11 protein-coding genes are annotated in these 15,844 nt (G+C 74.7%); 7 read left to right on the forward strand and 4 right to left on the reverse strand.

Annotated elements, in window-relative coordinates; all coding sequences use genetic code 11:
* Positions 1-71: 71 nt before the first annotated feature.
* The 3 genes from AC07AL_RS04465 (at position 72) to AC07AL_RS04475 (ending at position 5,759) form a co-directional block, all read left to right on the forward strand.
* On the forward strand, positions 72-1,838 hold the full coding sequence (locus tag AC07AL_RS04465; protein WP_478316793.1) for a hypothetical protein: 1,767 nt from the start codon (positions 72-74) through the stop codon (positions 1,836-1,838).
* A 1,094-nt stretch (positions 1,839-2,932) separates the two neighbouring features.
* A complete protein-coding gene (gene guaA / locus AC07AL_RS04470) occupies positions 2,933-4,528 on the forward strand; it encodes a glutamine-hydrolyzing GMP synthase (protein WP_363580166.1) in 1,596 nt (531 codons plus the stop codon).
* A 193-nt stretch (positions 4,529-4,721) separates the two neighbouring features.
* Positions 4,722-5,759 carry a Rieske 2Fe-2S domain-containing protein gene (locus tag AC07AL_RS04475; protein WP_478316796.1) on the forward strand — a complete coding sequence of 346 codons (1,038 nt, stop codon included), beginning with the start codon at positions 4,722-4,724 and terminating at the stop codon, positions 5,757-5,759.
* 16 nt (positions 5,760-5,775) lie between these two features.
* On the opposite strand, the gene AC07AL_RS04480 is transcribed toward AC07AL_RS04475, so the two are convergent.
* Together AC07AL_RS04480 and AC07AL_RS04485 are read right to left on the reverse strand one after the other, a co-directional pair.
* Positions 5,776-5,985 (reverse strand): hypothetical protein, encoded by a 210-nt coding sequence (locus AC07AL_RS04480; RefSeq protein ID WP_363580170.1) that lies wholly within the window; start codon positions 5,983-5,985, stop codon positions 5,776-5,778.
* Positions 5,982-7,418, reverse strand: coding sequence for a PspC domain-containing protein (locus AC07AL_RS04485; RefSeq protein WP_363580172.1), 1,437 nt, complete (start codon positions 7,416-7,418; stop codon positions 5,982-5,984). Before AC07AL_RS04485 ends, AC07AL_RS04480 begins: the two co-directional genes overlap by 4 nt.
* A 134-nt stretch (positions 7,419-7,552) precedes the next feature.
* Here AC07AL_RS04485 and AC07AL_RS04490 point away from each other — a divergent pair, with 134 nt between their 5' ends.
* From AC07AL_RS04490 to pcrA, 3 genes are all read left to right on the forward strand, one after another.
* The gene (locus AC07AL_RS04490; protein WP_400809129.1) at positions 7,553-9,010 is read left to right on the forward strand and encodes a PspC domain-containing protein; all 1,458 of its coding nucleotides are present in this window, start codon (positions 7,553-7,555) and stop codon (positions 9,008-9,010) included.
* The gene (locus AC07AL_RS04495) at positions 9,003-9,680 is read left to right on the forward strand and encodes a response regulator transcription factor (protein ID WP_350877187.1); all 678 of its coding nucleotides are present in this window, start codon (positions 9,003-9,005) and stop codon (positions 9,678-9,680) included. Before AC07AL_RS04490 ends, AC07AL_RS04495 begins: the two co-directional genes overlap by 8 nt.
* A 148-nt stretch (positions 9,681-9,828) precedes the next feature.
* Positions 9,829-12,456, forward strand: coding sequence for a DNA helicase PcrA (gene pcrA, locus AC07AL_RS04500; RefSeq protein ID WP_400809133.1), 2,628 nt, complete (start codon positions 9,829-9,831; stop codon positions 12,454-12,456).
* A gap of 6 nt (positions 12,457-12,462) precedes the next feature.
* Here pcrA and AC07AL_RS04505 read toward each other — a convergent pair whose 3' ends face one another.
* Entirely contained in the window at positions 12,463-13,302 is an 840-nt protein-coding gene (locus AC07AL_RS04505; RefSeq protein ID WP_363625918.1) for a M23 family metallopeptidase, read from the reverse strand.
* A 382-nt stretch (positions 13,303-13,684) separates the two neighbouring features.
* Between AC07AL_RS04505 and AC07AL_RS04510 the strand changes: the two genes are divergently transcribed.
* Entirely contained in the window at positions 13,685-14,092 is a 408-nt protein-coding gene (locus AC07AL_RS04510; protein WP_063351339.1) for a coenzyme B12-dependent isobutyryl CoA mutase small subunit, read from the forward strand.
* Between the two features lie 142 nt (positions 14,093-14,234).
* Here the strand turns inward: AC07AL_RS04510 and AC07AL_RS04515 are convergent, their stop codons facing one another.
* Positions 14,235-15,842 carry a DUF5691 domain-containing protein gene (locus AC07AL_RS04515; protein WP_478316800.1) on the reverse strand — a complete coding sequence of 536 codons (1,608 nt, stop codon included), beginning with the start codon at positions 15,840-15,842 and terminating at the stop codon, positions 14,235-14,237.
* Positions 15,843-15,844 lie beyond the last annotated feature (2 nt).

Genomic DNA, 15,844 nt, shown 5'->3' on the forward strand with positions numbered 1-15,844 from the left:
CATCGGTGGAAGGGGCGTCCGCGTGCGTCTCGTGCGGGCGGCCGCTGACGCCGCCCCCGCCGACGGCCGCCATGCCCGCGGTACCTCCCGTCGTTCCGCCGGCCGTACCGCCGGCCGTACCGCCTCCCGTACCGCCTGCCGTACCGCCCCCGCCGGCGTACGGTCCGCCGTCCGCCGCTCCCGGGTACCCGCCGCCGCCTCCGCCGCCCGGCTACGGCCCGCCGCCCGGCTACGGCCCGGGCCACCCGCAGCCCGCCGGGCCGCCCACGCTGGGCAGTTGGGGCGCCGGGCAGCCGTACGACCCGCGGGCCGGGCGGCCGACCGTGCTGAGCCAGCTGCTCGGCGCGGACTGGCGCCCGGCGCTCCTGGTCGCCGCCGCCCCGACCGCCGTGCTGCTGCTGGCGGCGCTGATCGTGGCGATCCCGAGCGACTACCAGTACGCCTACCTGGTCCGGGCGCCCGGGTTCGGCGAGCGCTTCGGCGCCGCCCTGTCGATGGCGCTGAGCGCGCTCGGCGCGCCGTTCAAGCTCGGGTACACCAGCGCGTTGCGGCGCGGCGACGCGGAGGGCATGGACGCGCTGTTCCGGGCGGTGCCGCTGACGGTCACCGTGCTGTGGGCGCTGGCGCTCTGGCTCGGCCTGCGGACCGGGGCGCGCCGCCGCCGGGCCGCCGGCCTCCAGCTGACCCGGGCCCAGGCCGTGGGCGAGGCGCTGCGTACCGCGGTGGTCCTGGCGGCGGTGACCGCGCTGCTCGGGCTGGCCGGCGGGACGTCCTGGCAGCCGCAGCGCACCGGCCTCGTCGGCCGCGCCCTCGGGGTGACGTACACCGTGGACTCCGGCTGGCTGGAGGCGACCGGCTGGACCGCCCTGCTCGCCGCGCTGACGGCCTTCGCCGTCCACGGCACCGACGCGCTGCGCTGGGCCGCCTGGCGCAGCCGGGCGGTGCGCGGCTGGGCGGTCGCCGCGCTCACGGGCGGCCGGGCGCTGGCACTGTCGCTGGGCCTGGCCTCGGTGACGGGTTTCGTGCTGGTCGCGGTCAACAGCGAGGAGGGCTGGCAGACACCGGTCTCGGCGGCCTTCCTGCCCAACCTCGGCCTGGGCCTGCTCGGCCTGGGCTCGGGGGCGACTTTGCAGGCGTTCAGCGGGGCGAGCGGCGGGGCGAGCGGCGGGGCGAGCGACGCGGCGGCCGCGATCGGCGGCGACTGGCAGGACACCCCCGACAGCATGGAGGTCTCCTTCTTCGACCTGCACGACCAGACCGCCGACTGGCGCTGGACCGGCCTGCTGGCCCTCGCCACGGCGGGCGTCCTCGGCTGGTCGGCGTACCGGCGGCGGCTGGACGCGGCCGACCGGCTCCGGCTGGCGGCCGTCCACGCCGTGGCGCTCACCGCGCTGATGGCGGTGGGCGGTGCGCTGATGACGACCTCGACGTCCTCGGCGACCCCGGGGTGGAACACCTTCGCGAACCAGACGGTGCTGTCCCGGGAGACCTCGATCAGCCTGGGCTTCGCCAGCGTGCTGGTGGCCAACCTGGTCTGGGCGGCGATCGGCGCGCTGCTGGTGCCGCCGCTGCTGGCGGCCGTCCGCGGCCGGGGCGCGGTGGCCCGCGAGGACGCCTACGGCGCGCCCCCGTACGGCGCGCCCCCGTACGGCGCGCCCCCGTACGGCGCGGTGCCGTCGCCGGGGGCGCCGTACGAGGCCGGGCCTGAGCCGCAGCCGTACGCCTCCGGGGCGGCGGTGGGCGACGTGGTCGGCTCGGACGACGCGCCGCTGGTGCCGCCGCCCGGCTCGCCGGCCGAGGAGCCGGTCGATCCGAGCGTCTGGCGCAAGCAGCCCTGAGCCGGGCAGCCGCGAGCGGAGCAGCCCTGAGCGGAGCGTCCGTGGGCGGAGCGGCCCGGACAGGGCAAAGGGCCCCGCGGGGGAACGGGGCCCTTTGTCGCTCAGCACGCGGCGTCAGGGCTGCGCCGGTGCTGGGGGTGACGGCGCCGGGGGAGGGGCGCCGTCGGGTCGGTCGGCTCAGGGGTCGCGCCGTCGCGGGCCGGCGTGGGTGGCCGGTGGCGCGGGGCGCGCACGCTCGCGGTGCGGCGGGTCGGCGCGCAGGTCTGCGCCGGGCCTTCGCTCACGGAGCGTGAGGTGACGTACGGGGCTGTCGCCCAGTGCGGCGGCAGCGGTCGGGGTCTCCGCGGTGAGCCTGCCGGCCGCCGGGAGAACCGCTTCCACGCAGCATCGTGCTGGACGAAGGGCTTGCTCTGCAACCGATTCGGCACAGTTCGGCCCAGCGCATTTGGTGCGGGTGCCGACTCCCTGGTGTGGCCCGGGCACGGGTGCGGGCCTCGCCCCGCCCCGTCGGGCGGTTGCGGGCAGGTGCCGACGCGAGGCGTCGATGATCACGGTGCGTAGTGGTGTGGGTGGCTGCAGCGCACGGGGACGCGCGTAGCGGCGCGGGACGGGGAAGGGTGTGCGCCCGGGTGTGCCCGGCTCGCGGCGGGGGGTGCGACGACCGGCCCGGGCGTCCCCGGGGACCGGCCGTCCCACCTCTCGGTCCAGTCGCGGCCGGGGTCGCTGTCCCCTGCTGTCCGGCCGCGGCACCCGCGCACGGTCCCACGGCACCGCGCTCCCGGCGGGGCCGGGGCGGCGGTGCCACATGCGCCGGTGGACTGGGATGAAGCTCCACGCGTGGTCCTGCAGTCCGTACGGCGGCGCCCCTGGCCGGGGCGAAGGCGGCGCGTCTGGCGGGCGCGGCGCGGTCGTACGGTCGTCTGAAGCAACGAAAGGCGGCCCCGCCCGGTCACGGTCGTTTGGACGGGCAGACGAGTGAAACCGGACAGCCCGGTAGAATCGGTGTCCAGACACCCCCACCCGTCGCCGCCGCGGCCCCCGCCGGGGAAGCGGTTCGGTGTGACACCTCTCGTACCGCTGCCGGAAGGCCGTCTGTGTCCTCTGCAATTCCCGTCCAGTCCGCGCCGGACAACGACACCGTCCTGGTGGTCGACTTCGGCGCCCAGTACGCCCAGCTCATCGCCCGTCGGGTGCGTGAGGCGCGGGTCTACAGCGAGATCGTGCCGAGCAGCATGCCGGTCGCCGAGATGCTCGCCAAGAACCCCAAGGCGATCATCCTCTCCGGCGGTCCGTCGTCGGTCTACGAAGAGGGCGCGCCGCAGCTCGACCGCGCGATCTTCGAGGCCGGGGTCCCGGTCTTCGGCATGTGCTACGGCTTCCAGCTGATGGCCAAGATCCTCGGCGGCACGGTCGACAACACCGGCGCCCGCGAGTACGGCCGCACCCCGCTGACCGTCAGCCGCACCGGCTCCACCCTGTTCGAGGGCGTTCCGGCGGAGCACTCGGTGTGGATGTCGCACGGCGACGCCTGCTCCGCCGCCCCGGAGGGCTTCACCGTCACCGCGTCCACCGCGGTGGTCCCGGTCGCGGCCTTCGAGAACGACGAGGCCCGCCTCTACGGCGTCCAGTACCACCCCGAGGTGCTGCACTCCGACCACGGCCAGCAGATCCTGGAGCACTTCCTCTACCGCGGCGCCGGCATCGCCCCGACCTGGACCACCGGCAGCGTGGTCGAGGAGCAGGTCGCGCTGATCCGCGCCCAGGTCGGCGAGAAGCGCGCGATCTGCGGCCTCTCCGGCGGCGTGGACTCCGCGGTCGCGGCGGCCCTGGTCAACAAGGCCATCGGCTCCAAGCTGACCTGCGTGTACGTCGACCACGGCCTGATGCGCAAGGGCGAGACCGAGCAGGTCGAGAAGGACTTCGTGGCGGCCACCGGCGTGCAGCTGAAGGTGGTCGACGCCGCGGAGCGCTTCCTGAACGCGCTGAAGGGGGTCACCGACCCCGAGGAGAAGCGCAAGATCATCGGCCGGGAGTTCATCCGGGTCTTCGAGCAGGCCCAGGCCGAGATCGTCGCCGAGGCCGGCGAGCACGGCGAGTCGGTCGACTTCCTGGTCCAGGGCACCCTGTACCCGGACGTGGTGGAGTCCGGCGGCGGCACCGGCACCGCCAACATCAAGTCCCACCACAACGTCGGCGGCCTGCCCGAGGACCTCCAGTTCCAGCTGGTCGAGCCGCTGCGCAAGCTGTTCAAGGACGAGGTCCGGATGGTCGGCCAGGAGCTGGGCCTGCCGGAGGAGATCGTCCAGCGCCAGCCGTTCCCGGGCCCGGGCCTGGGCATCCGGATCGTCGGCGAGGTCACCCAGGAGCGGCTGGACCTGCTCCGCGACGCCGACGCGATCGCCCGCGAGGAGCTGACCGCGGCCGGCCTGGACCGCGAGATCTGGCAGTGCCCGGTCGTGCTGCTCGCCGACGTGCGCAGCGTGGGCGTGCAGGGCGACGGCCGCACCTACGGTCACCCGATCGTGCTGCGCCCGGTCTCGTCCGAGGACGCCATGACCGCCGACTGGTCGCGCCTGCCGTACGACGTGCTGGCCAAGATCTCCACCCGGATCACCAACGAGGTCCGCGACGTGAACCGAGTCGTCGTCGACGTCACCAGCAAGCCGCCGGGCACCATCGAGTGGGAGTGAGCACTCCCGCCGGCCGCTGAGCCGCTGCTGAACGGCCGTGCCGTCGTTCCCGTACCAGGGAACGACGGCGCGGCCGTTCGCGGTGGGGCGGTCGCCGCCGGGGTGGGGACCTCCCACCGAAAGCGATCGGGAGCGGGCAGAATGCGGACCGGACCTGTCAGGGAGTGGCGGGCCGCGAGGGAAGGTGTGAGCGATGTCGGAGGCTGGCAACTCCGTGGCGGGTGACGGGGAAGCGGGCGACGGGGGAGCGGCCGGGCCGGCCGACCGGGCGGCGCAGTGGCGGGCGTCCGCGTCCCGGTACGCGCTGCTGCCGCTGCGGCTCTTCCTCGGCGTCACCTTCGTGTACGCCGCCCTCGATAAACTGTCCGACGCGCACTACCTGGCCGGGGCGGCCGACCCGGCGTCGTTCGTCTCGCAGACCCAGGCGGCCAGGGGCGGCAGCCCGATCTCCTTCCTGCTCGGCGCCGCCCTGGACGCGCCCACCCTGTTCGCGCTCGCCGTCGCCTTCGGTGAGCTGGCGGTCGGCCTCGGCACCCTGCTCGGCCTCTGGGGCCGGGTCGCGGCGCTCGGCGGCGCGCTGATCAACCTCAGCCTCTGGCTGTCCATCAGCTGGAGCGTCTCGCCCTACTACCTGGGCAACGACCTCGGCTACCTGATGGCCTGGACGCCGCTGCTGCTGGCCGGCACCCCGGACCTGTCGGTGGACGGCTACCTCGCCCGGCGGGCCGGCCGGGAGCGGGTGCGCGGGCTGGGCGAGGACCGCGTCAGGCGCCGGGCGCTGGTGGACGGCGGGATCGCCGCCGTCGCGATCGGCGGCGCCGGGCTGCTCACCGGCTCGCTCACCCGGACCTTCGGCCGGGCCAAGCACTCCGCGCCCAAGCAGTCCGCGGCCCCGGCCACCACCCCGGCGCAGTCCGGACCGGCCCCCTCGGTGGCCGCCGCGAGCGTGCCGGTCGGCGGCTCGGCCCAGGTCAAGGACCCGGCCACCGGGGACGCCGTCTACATCGTGCAGCCCAAGGCGGGCCAGTACTGCGGCCTGTCCGCGGTGTGCACCCACTCCGGCTGCGCGGTCGACGCCCCGAAGAACGGCCAGCTGTACTGCCCCTGCCACGGTTCCCGGTTCGACGCCGCGACCGGCGCGGTGGTCAACGGGCCGGCGGTCAAGCCGCTGCCGAAGTACACCGTCACCCAGGACGGCGACAAGCTGAACCTCGGGCCGCTGCAGGGCTGAGCCTGATCGGGCGGGTTCAGTCCCGGCGGTCGGTGCGACCGCGCCGGGCGACCGCCGCGACCGCGCCGGCCAGGCCGCCGAGGCCGAGCACGATGAAGGTGACCGGGATGACGATCCGGCCGTTCACCGCCTGGTCGTTGAGCGCCGCGACCAGGTAGACCACCGCGATCGTGCTGAACAGCGCCCCCGCGATCAGCGAGAACAGGTCGAGCCGGTGCTTCCTCACTGCTGGACCACCTTGATGTTGCCGATCCCGACCGCGAGTTCGAGGTCGAATGTGCCCTTGGACGGATGGCCGCTGCCGGGTGGCAGCAGGTAGGTGTGGCGGCCGGTGCCGTTGTTGCGCTCACCGGGGGTGGAGACGTCGCCGAGGCCCACCCGGGCCACCAGGTTCACCGTCACGTCCGGCGGCAGGACGACGGTCAGCTCGCCGGCGCCGAGTTCGACCTTGCTGGTGAGGGTGGCCCCGGCCGGGTCGAGCCCGCTCAGGTCCAGCTGGAGCCGGCCGGCCCCCAGGGAGTACCGGGGCTGGAGTTCGGCCGAGGCGACGACGGTGAAGTCGCGCCGGCCGACGGCGTTGCGCATGGAGTCCGGGGAGTGGCCGACGAAGACCAGCGCCAGGGTGAGCAGCAGGCCCGTCACCGCGAGCTTGCGGGCCCGGCCGAACTTCGCGCCGAGCAGCAGCGTCAGGCCGATCACCAGCAGCGCGGTGGCCAGCACGGTCGCGCTCAGCACGGTGACGTCGGTGTGGCCGGCCGAGGCGGACCAGACCGCGGCACCCGCGCCGATCGCCAGCAGCAGGCCGAAGAAGCCGAGTGCGGACCGCTCCCGGCGTTGCCGGACGGCGGCGGGCCGGGGCCGGCCGGGCGGGCCGTCCTTGCGCAGAGGGTCGCCCGCGGGCAGGTCGACGCGCTGCCACCAGGGCTGGGCCGGGCCGCCCGCCGGCGGCACCGGGGTGCCGAACGGCGGGGTGGGGCCGGCGCCGTACGGGTTGCGCTCGGGGTGGCGCGGGTCCCACAGGTAGCCGGTCGGGCCGGGGGCCGGGGAGTCGGCGGGCACCGTTCCGGCGGCGCGCTCGGCCGCGTGCCGGGCGCGGGCGGCCTCGTCGTCCTCCGGCCCGGACCACGGGTACGGGCCGTACTGGTCCCCGTCGGGGTAGTGGCGGTCGTACGGGCCGCCGCGGCGGCGCCGGCGCACCCGGCCGCGGCGGCGGTCCGGGTCGTAGCGCACCGCCAGGAAGACCAGGCCGGCGAGCAGCAGCAGCGGGAACAGCTGGTCGTCCTGGCCCATCGAGGAGAAGAACACCCCGGTACCGATCACGGCCAGCAGCACCGCGCCGACCGACTGGCCGTCCACCCGGCCGGTGAGCACCCGCTGGAGTTCGGTGCGCCCGTGCCGGGTGCCGCCCCGGCCGTCCGGCACCGGCTCGGTGGGGACGATCAGCCAGGCCAGGCCGTACAGGAACAGCCCGAGGCCGCCGGAGAGGCAGAGCACCACGGTGACCACCCGGAAGACCACCGGGTCGATGTCCAGGTGCCGCCCGAGGCCGCCGCAGACGCCGGCCACCACGCGGTGGTGCTCGGTCCTGGTCAGCGGGGGGCGGTCCGGTTCCGGCGGGGCGGCGGGCCCGGTCTCCTGGATGCGGTGGTCGTCGGTCATGGGCACCATCCTCCCGGCTGCCCCGGTCCGGCCCAACCGGTGCGAGCCCTGCCCGGACCCTGACTTGTCCCTGAGAAGGGGTCAGGGGCACACCCTGATGCGTCCGTGTGCGCGGGCGTGGAACCATCGGTGGCGTGGCAGCACCCGGTTCCGACCCCCGATCCCTCGCCCCCGACGCCGTGCCGGCGGGCGGCACCGACCCGACCGCGCCCGACGGCGGACGGCCGCCGTACCGCCGGCTCTACCGCAGCCCGCAGCGGCGGATGCTCGGCGGCGTCGCGCAGGGGCTCGCGGTGCACCTCGGGCTCCCGGTGCGGTGGGTGCGGCTCGCGTTCGTGCTGCTGTTCTTCGCGCAGGGGATCGGCACCCTGCTGTACGCGGCGTTCTGGTTCGTGGTGCCGATCGGCATCGGCGAGCCCGCGCAGCGCGGCGCCGCCCACTGGGTGTACGTCAACGGCGCCTTCGTCCCGACCGGTTCGGGGCAGCAGCCGGGCGGCGCGCTGAGCAAGGGCCGCGGCGGCTGGCTCGGCCGGCTGCGCGAACTGCTCCAGCACGCCCTCCAGGGCGAGCCGGCCGCGGCCCCCGCGGAGGGGGAGGACGGCGCGGGCGGCAAGACCGGGCAGGGCGGCCTCGGCCAGCTCGCGGCCCTGGTGATGATGGTGATCGGCATCACCGCCCTGCTCAACGCGCTCGGCCTGCAGACCGCCAAGCCGTACACCTGGCCGCTGCTGGCGATCGGCGTCGGCGTCGCGCTGGTCTGGCGGCAGGCCGACGACTCGCGCTGGCAGCGCTGGTTCGGCCTGGAGGAGGGCGACAAGCGGCGCGGCGCCTACACCCGGGTCGGTGCCGGCGTGCTGCTCGTGGTGGCCGGCACCATCGCCTTCCTCGCCATGCAGGGCAGCGGCTCGACGCTCGGCTCGGTGGTCGAGGCCTCGCTCGCGGTACTCGCGGGGGTGCTGGTGCTGCTCGGCCCGTACGGGCTGCGCCTGTGGCAGGACCTCGGTGCCGAGCGCACCGCGCGCATCCGCGCCCAGGAGCGCGCCGAGATCGCCGCGCACGTCCACGACTCGGTGCTGCACACCCTGACCCTGATCCAGCGCCGGGCCGAGGACCCCAAGGAGGTGCTGCGGCTGGCCCGTGCCCAGGAGCGCGAGCTGCGGCTGTGGCTGTACCGCCCGGAGGCCGCCGCCGAGGCCGCGCCCGACACCATGGCGGAGAGCCTGCGCGCCGTCGTCGCCGAGGTCGAGGACCGGCACGGCGTCCCGGTCGAGGTGGTGATCGTCGGCGACTGCCCGATGGACGAGCGGATCGCGGCCCAGATGCAGGCCGCGAGGGAGGCGACCGTCAACGCGGCCAAGTACGGTGGCGGGGGACCGGTCCAGGTCTACGCCGAGGTGGAGGGGAAGACGGTGTCGGTGTTCGTCCGCGACCACGGTCCCGGCTTCGACCCCGACACGGTGCCCGAGGACCGGATGGGCGTACGGGAGTCGATCATCGGCCGCATGAAGCGCAACGGCGGCACCGCACGGGTGCGGCCCGCGCCGGACGGCGGGACCGAGGTCGAGCTGGAGATGGAGAGAACGAATGACTGAGGCAGCGCCGGAGCGCACCGCGAGAGTCGTCCTGGTGGACGACCACCGGATGTTCCGCACCGGGGTTCGGGCCGAGATCGGCCGCACCGAGGCGACCGGCATCGACGTGGTCGGCGAGGCCGACGACGTCGAGTCGGCGGTCCGGGTCGTCGCCGAGACCCGGCCGGACGTGGTGCTGCTGGACGTCCACCTGCCCGGCGGCGGCGGTGTCGAGGTGCTGCGCCGCTCGGCCGGGGTGATGGGCGAGCAGGGCGGGGTCAAGTTCCTCGCCCTGTCGGTGTCGGACGCCGCCGACGACGTGATCGGCGTCATCCGCGGCGGCGCGCGCGGCTACGTCACCAAGACCATCACCGGCACCGACCTGGTCAACGCGATCTTCCGGATCGCCGACGGCGACGCGGTGTTCTCGCCCCGGCTGGCCGGCTTCGTCCTGGACGCCTTCGCCGCCACCGACACCCCGCCGGTCGACGAGGACCTGGACCGCCTCACCCAGCGCGAGCGCGAGGTGCTCCGCCTGATCGCGCGCGGCTACGCGTACAAGGAGATCGCCAAGCAGCTCTTCATCTCGGTGAAGACGGTCGAGAGCCACGTCTCCGCCGTCCTGCGCAAGCTCCAGCTGAGCAACCGGCACGAACTGACCCGCTGGGCCACCGCCCGCCGTCTGGTCTGAGCCCCGGCCTGGGCGGCCGAGCCGGTGCGCCGCTGAGCCGGTGCCTCGCTGAGCCCACGTGCCGCTGAGCCCCGGTCGCGAGCCCGCCCGGTCCGGTTCCTCCGGGCCGGGCGGGCTTGTCGGTGGGTGGCCATAGACTCGGAGTGCCATGAGTAGCCTCTTTGACGACCTCCCGCTCCCCGGTTTCGAGGCACCCGCCGCCGGGTCGAAGCAGCCCGCCGTGCCCCTCGACGAGGAGCCCCCGCCGTACGAGGACGACGCCCCGTACGAGGCCTACGAGGAGGCCATCCCGGAGGGGCTGTTCCAGACCGACCACGCCGCCGAGACCGCGCGGGACGCCTGGTACCGCAACGGCGCCGCCCGTACGGTGGTGGATCCGGTGCAGCTGCTGGAGGGCATGAACGACCCGCAGCGCGAGGCGGTGCTGCACGCGGGCTCGCCGCTGCTCATCGTGGCCGGCGCCGGTTCCGGCAAGACCCGGGTGCTGACCCACCGGATCGCCCACCTGCTGGGCGCCCGCGGCGTGCAGCCGGGCGAGATCCTGGCGATCACCTTCACCAACAAGGCCGCCGGCGAGATGCGCGAGCGCGTCGAGGCGCTGGTCGGCCCGCGGGCCCGGGCGATGTGGGTGTCCACTTTCCACAGCGCGTGCGTGCGGATCCTGCGCCGCGAGTCCAAGGTGCTGGGCTTCACCTCCAGCTTCTCGATCTACGACTCGGCCGACTCGCAGCGGCTGATGTCGCTGGTCTGCCGCGACCTCGACCTGGACCCGAAGCAGTTCCCGCCGAAGTCCTTCACCGCGAAGATCAGCAACCTGAAGAACGAGCTGATCGACGAGGAGACCTTCGCCGACCAGGCCGCCAACCCGATGGAGAAGAAGCTCGCCGAGGCGTACACGCTCTACCAGCGGCGCCTGCGCGAGGCCAACGCGCTGGACTTCGACGACATCATCATGACGACGGTGAACCTGCTCCAGGCCTTCCCCGACGTCGCGGAGCACTACCGGCGCCGGTTCCGGCACATCCTGGTCGACGAGTACCAGGACACCAACCACGCCCAGTACATGCTCGTCCGCGAGCTGAGCGGCGGATCCGTCGCGGCCGCGCCGAAGCGCACCGTGGACGGGGAGTTCGTGAACCCGGCCGCCGGGCGCCTGTCCGAGGTGCCGCCGGCCGAGCTGTGCGTCGTCGGTGACGCGGACCAGTCGATCTACGCCTTCCGCGGCGCGACGATCCGCAACATCCTCCAGTTCGAGGAGGACTACCCGAACGCGACCACGATCCTGCTGGAGCAGAACTACCGTTCCACGCAGACCATCCTGAGCGCCGCCAACGCCGTCATCGAGCGCAACGCCAACCGGCGCGAGAAGAAGCTCTGGACGGCCGGCGAGCACGGCGAGAAGGTCGTCGGCTACGTCGCGGACGACGAGCACGGCGAGGCCCAGTTCATCGCCGACGAGATCGACCGGCTCACCGACGCGGGCGACGCCAAGCCCGGCGACGTCGCGATCTTCTACCGGACGAACGCCCAGTCCCGCGTGTTCGAGGAGGTGTTCATCCGGGTCGGCCTGCCGTACAAGGTGGTCGGCGGGGTGCGCTTCTACGAGCGCAAGGAGGTCCGGGACGTCCTGGCGTACCTGCGGGTGCTCTCCAACCCGGAGGACACCGTGCCGCTGCGCCGGATCCTCAACGTGCCCAAGCGCGGCATCGGCGAGCGGGCCGAGGCGATGGTCGACGCGCTGGCCGCGCGGGAGCGGATCTCCTTCGCCCAGGCGCTGCTGCGCGTCGACGAGGCGTACGGGATGGCCGCGCGCTCGGCCAACGCGGTGAAGAAGTTCAACGTCCTGATGGCCGGGCTGCGGCAGGTCGTCGAGTCGGGCGCGGGCCCGGCCGCGGTGCTGGAGGCCGTCCTGGAGGAGACCGGCTACCTGGCCGAACTCCAGGCCTCCACCGACCCGCAGGACGAGACCCGGGTGGAGAACCTCCAGGAACTCGCCTCCGTCGCCCTGGAGTACGAGCAGGACCCGGGCGAACGGCCCGACGCCGACGAGGAGGGCACCCCGCCGGTCGGCTCGCTCCCCGACTTCCTGGAGCGGGTCGCGCTCGTCGCCGACTCCGACCAGATCCCGGACGACGAGGAGGGCCGGGGCGTCATCACGATGATGACCCTGCACACCGCCAAGGGCCTGGAGTTCCCGGTGGTCTTCCTGACCGGCATGGAGGACGGGATCTTCCCGCACATGCGGGCGCTCAACCAGGTCAAGGAGCTGGAGGAGGAGCGGCGGCTCGCCTACGTGGGGCTCACCCGGGCGCGGCAGCGGCTATACCTGACCCGCTCGGTGCTGCGCAGCGCCTGGGGGCAGCCCGCGTACAACCCGGCCTCGCGGTTCCTGGAGGAGATCCCGGAGAACCTGGTGGAGTGGAAGCGGACGGGGGCGGCGCAGGCGCCGGCCGCGCGCGGCTTCTCCTCGGGGTCGTCCTGGGGCAAGTCCTCGTCGGGGGGCGGCGGTTCGCGCTCCTCGTCGGGTTCTTCGGGCTCGTCGGCCTCGGCGAAGCCGAAGGCGGGCTGGGGGCAGTCGGCGCGGCGCGGCGGCCAGGTCGTCGAGCGGGACGCCGTCTCGCTCGCGGTCGGGGACCGGGTCACCCACGACACCTTCGGGCTGGGCACGGTGGTGGGCGTCACCGGCGTCGGCGACCGGGCGCAGGCCACGGTCGACTTCGGTTCGGAGGGCCGCAAGCAACTGCTGCTGCGCTACGCGCCGGTGGAGAAGCTCTAGCCTTCCCTAGCGGGGGTCGAGCCCGTTCGAGAGGAACCACGGCAGCGGGTCGACCGGCCCGCTGCCGGCCGGGCGGATCTCGAAGTGCAGGTGCGGCCCGGTGCTGTTGCCGCTGCTGCCGACGAAGGCGATGACGTCGCCCTGCTTCACCGGCCCCTTGCGGACCTTGTACGCCCGCAGGTGGCAGTACCAGGCCTCGGTGCCGTCGGACATCTTCAGCACCGTCATGTAGCCGTACGACGGGTTCCACTGCGTGCGGATCGTGCCGTCGGTGACGGCCATCACCTCGGAGCCGCCGTCCACCGGGAAGTCGATGCCGGTGTGGCGGTTGGCCCAGTGGGTGCCGGCCTCGCCGAACAGCTCGCCGAGGCCGTGCCGGGCGACCGGCATGACCACCTTGGGCTTGACGGGCTCGGCGCTCGGCTGCGCGTCCGGGGTGCCCTGGGCGTCGGCGGGCTGGGCGCCGGCCAGCGGCTGGCGGGCGTCACCGCGGGAGGCCTGGGCCGGGTCGCCGGCCGCGACCGCCTGCCGGGCGGCCGTCCTGGCGGCTTCGGCGCCGCCGTCGGCCGGGTTGTCCGGGCTCTTCGGGCTGTCCTGGGTGCCCGGGGCGTCGACCGCCGTCCGTGCCGTCCGTCCGGCCGCCTGGGCGTGCTGATCGGCCTCGTCCCGCACGGTGACGGCCGCCGCGGCGGCGACCCCGAGCGCGGCCACCGACGGCAGCGCGACCCGCAGCAGTGCGGTTCTGGTGGCGGCCTTGGCGGCGCCGCGGCGCTGGGCGCGGGACTGCTCGCGGGCGGCGAGGCGCAGCTCCGCACGGGTCGGGCGGGCGGCTGCGTCGGGAGCCATCGGGGGCTGCCTCCTCGGTGGGCCTGGGGCGCGTCGTCGGGCAGGGGAGCGGCGGGGAAAGCGACAGGGAGAAGCGGTACCGGGGAAGCGGTACCGGGGAAGCGGGGAGAAAACAGCCGAGACTGTATCCGCAAGGCCGACGCCCCGGAAAAACCTCCGGTTGTCAAGAGGTCGGCCGGGGGTCTGTGCGGTGGACGGGTGGACGGGCATACCCACTGGTAGCAAGGCCGGGGGCTGTGACTTTGCCCTCCTCTTGGGAGGTGGCGCGGCCAACCGGGCCGGGTGGCGCTAACCTCCCCTCAGGTTGGTTATCGACCGTTAACCGCACCCGTGGCCCGCGAGGTCCGGTCGGATGGTGGACGACGAGGTCCAGGAGGCAGTCATGAGTGTGTCGGGGCCGATCCGTGTGGTGGTCGCCAAGCCGGGGCTCGACGGTCACGACCGTGGCGCCAAGGTCATTGCGCGTGCCCTGCGCGACGCCGGTATGGAGGTCATCTACACCGGGTTGCACCAGACGCCCGAGCAGGTCGTCGACACCGCGATCCAGGAGGACGCGGACGGCATCGGGCTGTCGATCCTCTCCGGTGCCCACATGACGCTGTGCGCACGGGTGCTGGAGCTGTTGAAGGAGCGCGACGCGGCTGACATCAAGGTCTTCTGCGGCGGGATCATCCCGGACGACGACATCGCCGAGCTCAAGGCGATGGGCGTCGCGGACATCTTCACCCCGGGCACGTCCACCCGGGACGTCGTGGCCTGGGTCGCGGCCAACCTACGGGCGGCCGGCTGAGGTTGACGGTGCGGGACGGGCCGGCCCCAGGCTTCGGCGGGGCCGGCCCGTCCTGTCGTCCTGTCGTTCTGCCGCTTCGGGAGCGGGCGCCGGACACTCGCTAGGCATCAGGCATCAGGCATCAGGCATCAGGCGTCAGGCGTCAGGTGTCGAGTTCGGCGAGCATCGCGGCCCGGAAGCGCAGCGTCCCGGCCAGCCGGGCGAAGGTCTCCGACCAGGCGGAGTCGGGCGCGGCCCCGGCGGCCAGCTCCTCCACGGCGGACGCCGTCTCCGGGGCGAGCGCGCGTTCCGTCATCCCGAGCACCCCGCTGTGGCTCCACGGGTACGCGCCGGAGCCGGCGGCGCGGGCCAGGGCCGTCACCACGGCGGTGGACAGCGGCGGCGTCCACGGCGTGCCGCAGGCGCCGAGCAGCTGGAAGGCCTCGCCCAGGCCGTGCACCTCGATGAACGCGGCCGTCCAGGCGGCCCGCTCCTCGGGCGGGAGGACGGCCAGCAGCTTGGCGGGGGCGCCGGTGACACGGGGCGCGCGGGCCCGTCCGGCGCCGCGGGCGGGCGGTGCGGGTGCCGGGCCGAGCAGCGCCCGGGCCCAGTCGGCGTCGTGCTGGCGGACGGCGGCGCGCGCCCAGGCCTCGCGCAGGTCGTCGGCCCAGCTGCTGCTGGTCTCGTCGATGCTGTCGCCGACCCGCAGGGCGAGCAGCTGCTCGGGTGTCAGGCCGGTGCTCTCGGGCCAGAGCCGAAGCGGTGCGGCGGCGATCACCTCGCCGAACCACCAGGCCCGTTCGCCGCGCCCGGTGGGGGACTTGAGCGGTATGCCGTCGCGCTGCATGGCCGCGTCGCACTCGGCGGGCGGGGTGACCAGCAGGTGCGTCCCGGTCGCGGCGAGACGGACGGCGGCCCCCGCCCGCTCGGCCATCCGCCGGGCGAGGGCCGAGCCCGGCAGGGTGGAGAGCAGTTCGGCGGCGGTGGCGCGGACGTTCTTGCTGCGGTCGCCGAGGGCGGCCTCCAGGAAGGGCTCGTCGGCGGCGGAGAGGCCGTCCTGGAGGGAGTCCAGGAAGAGCAGGCGGTCCTCGGCGCGCTCGGTGGACCAGGTGCCGCTCAGCAGCTCCAGGCCGGCGGCCGGATCGCGGCGGCGCAGCAGGGTGAGGTGGGTGACCCGCTCGGCGAACAGGCCCTCGTGCCACAGCTGGTGGTCGACGGGGCCGCCGGGCTGCTCGGCCGGATCGGGGGCGGCGGTGCGCAGCACGAAGCGCCAGTCGGGGTTCTGTTCGGCCAGCCAGCGGCCCAGCGGTCCGGCCAGCGCGACGGCGTCGGAGCGCAGTTCGCTGCGGGCGCGGGCGGCGTCGAGCAGGCCGGGTATCAGTGCGCCGGGCGGGCGCAGGCCCCGGGCGCGGGCGGTGGCGAGCCACTGCGGGAGCAGTTCGGCGAGGTTGGCCAGGGTGGCGCCGCCGCCGCCGCTGCCGCCGGACCGGCCGGCCAGCAGGACGGCGAGCCGGCGGGCGGCCGCCGCGGGCAGCTCGGGGCGCCCGTCCTCGGGCGCGGGCGGGCCGGGCGGTCCGGCGGCCGGGACGGGCAGGGCGCCGGCCCGGCGGCGGACGGTGGCGAGGGCGGCCAGCTCCAGCAGCGCGGTGGCCGGGTCGGCCTGGTCGACGGTGTCGGCGAGCGGCAGGGTGGTGGCCGGGAGCGGGCGGCGGTCGGTGCCGAGCAGGGCGGTGGTGTGCAGGGTCTCCCACGGGTCCTGGGTGATCGTCATCT

This window comes from Kitasatospora sp. NPDC043949, assembly GCF_056435365.1.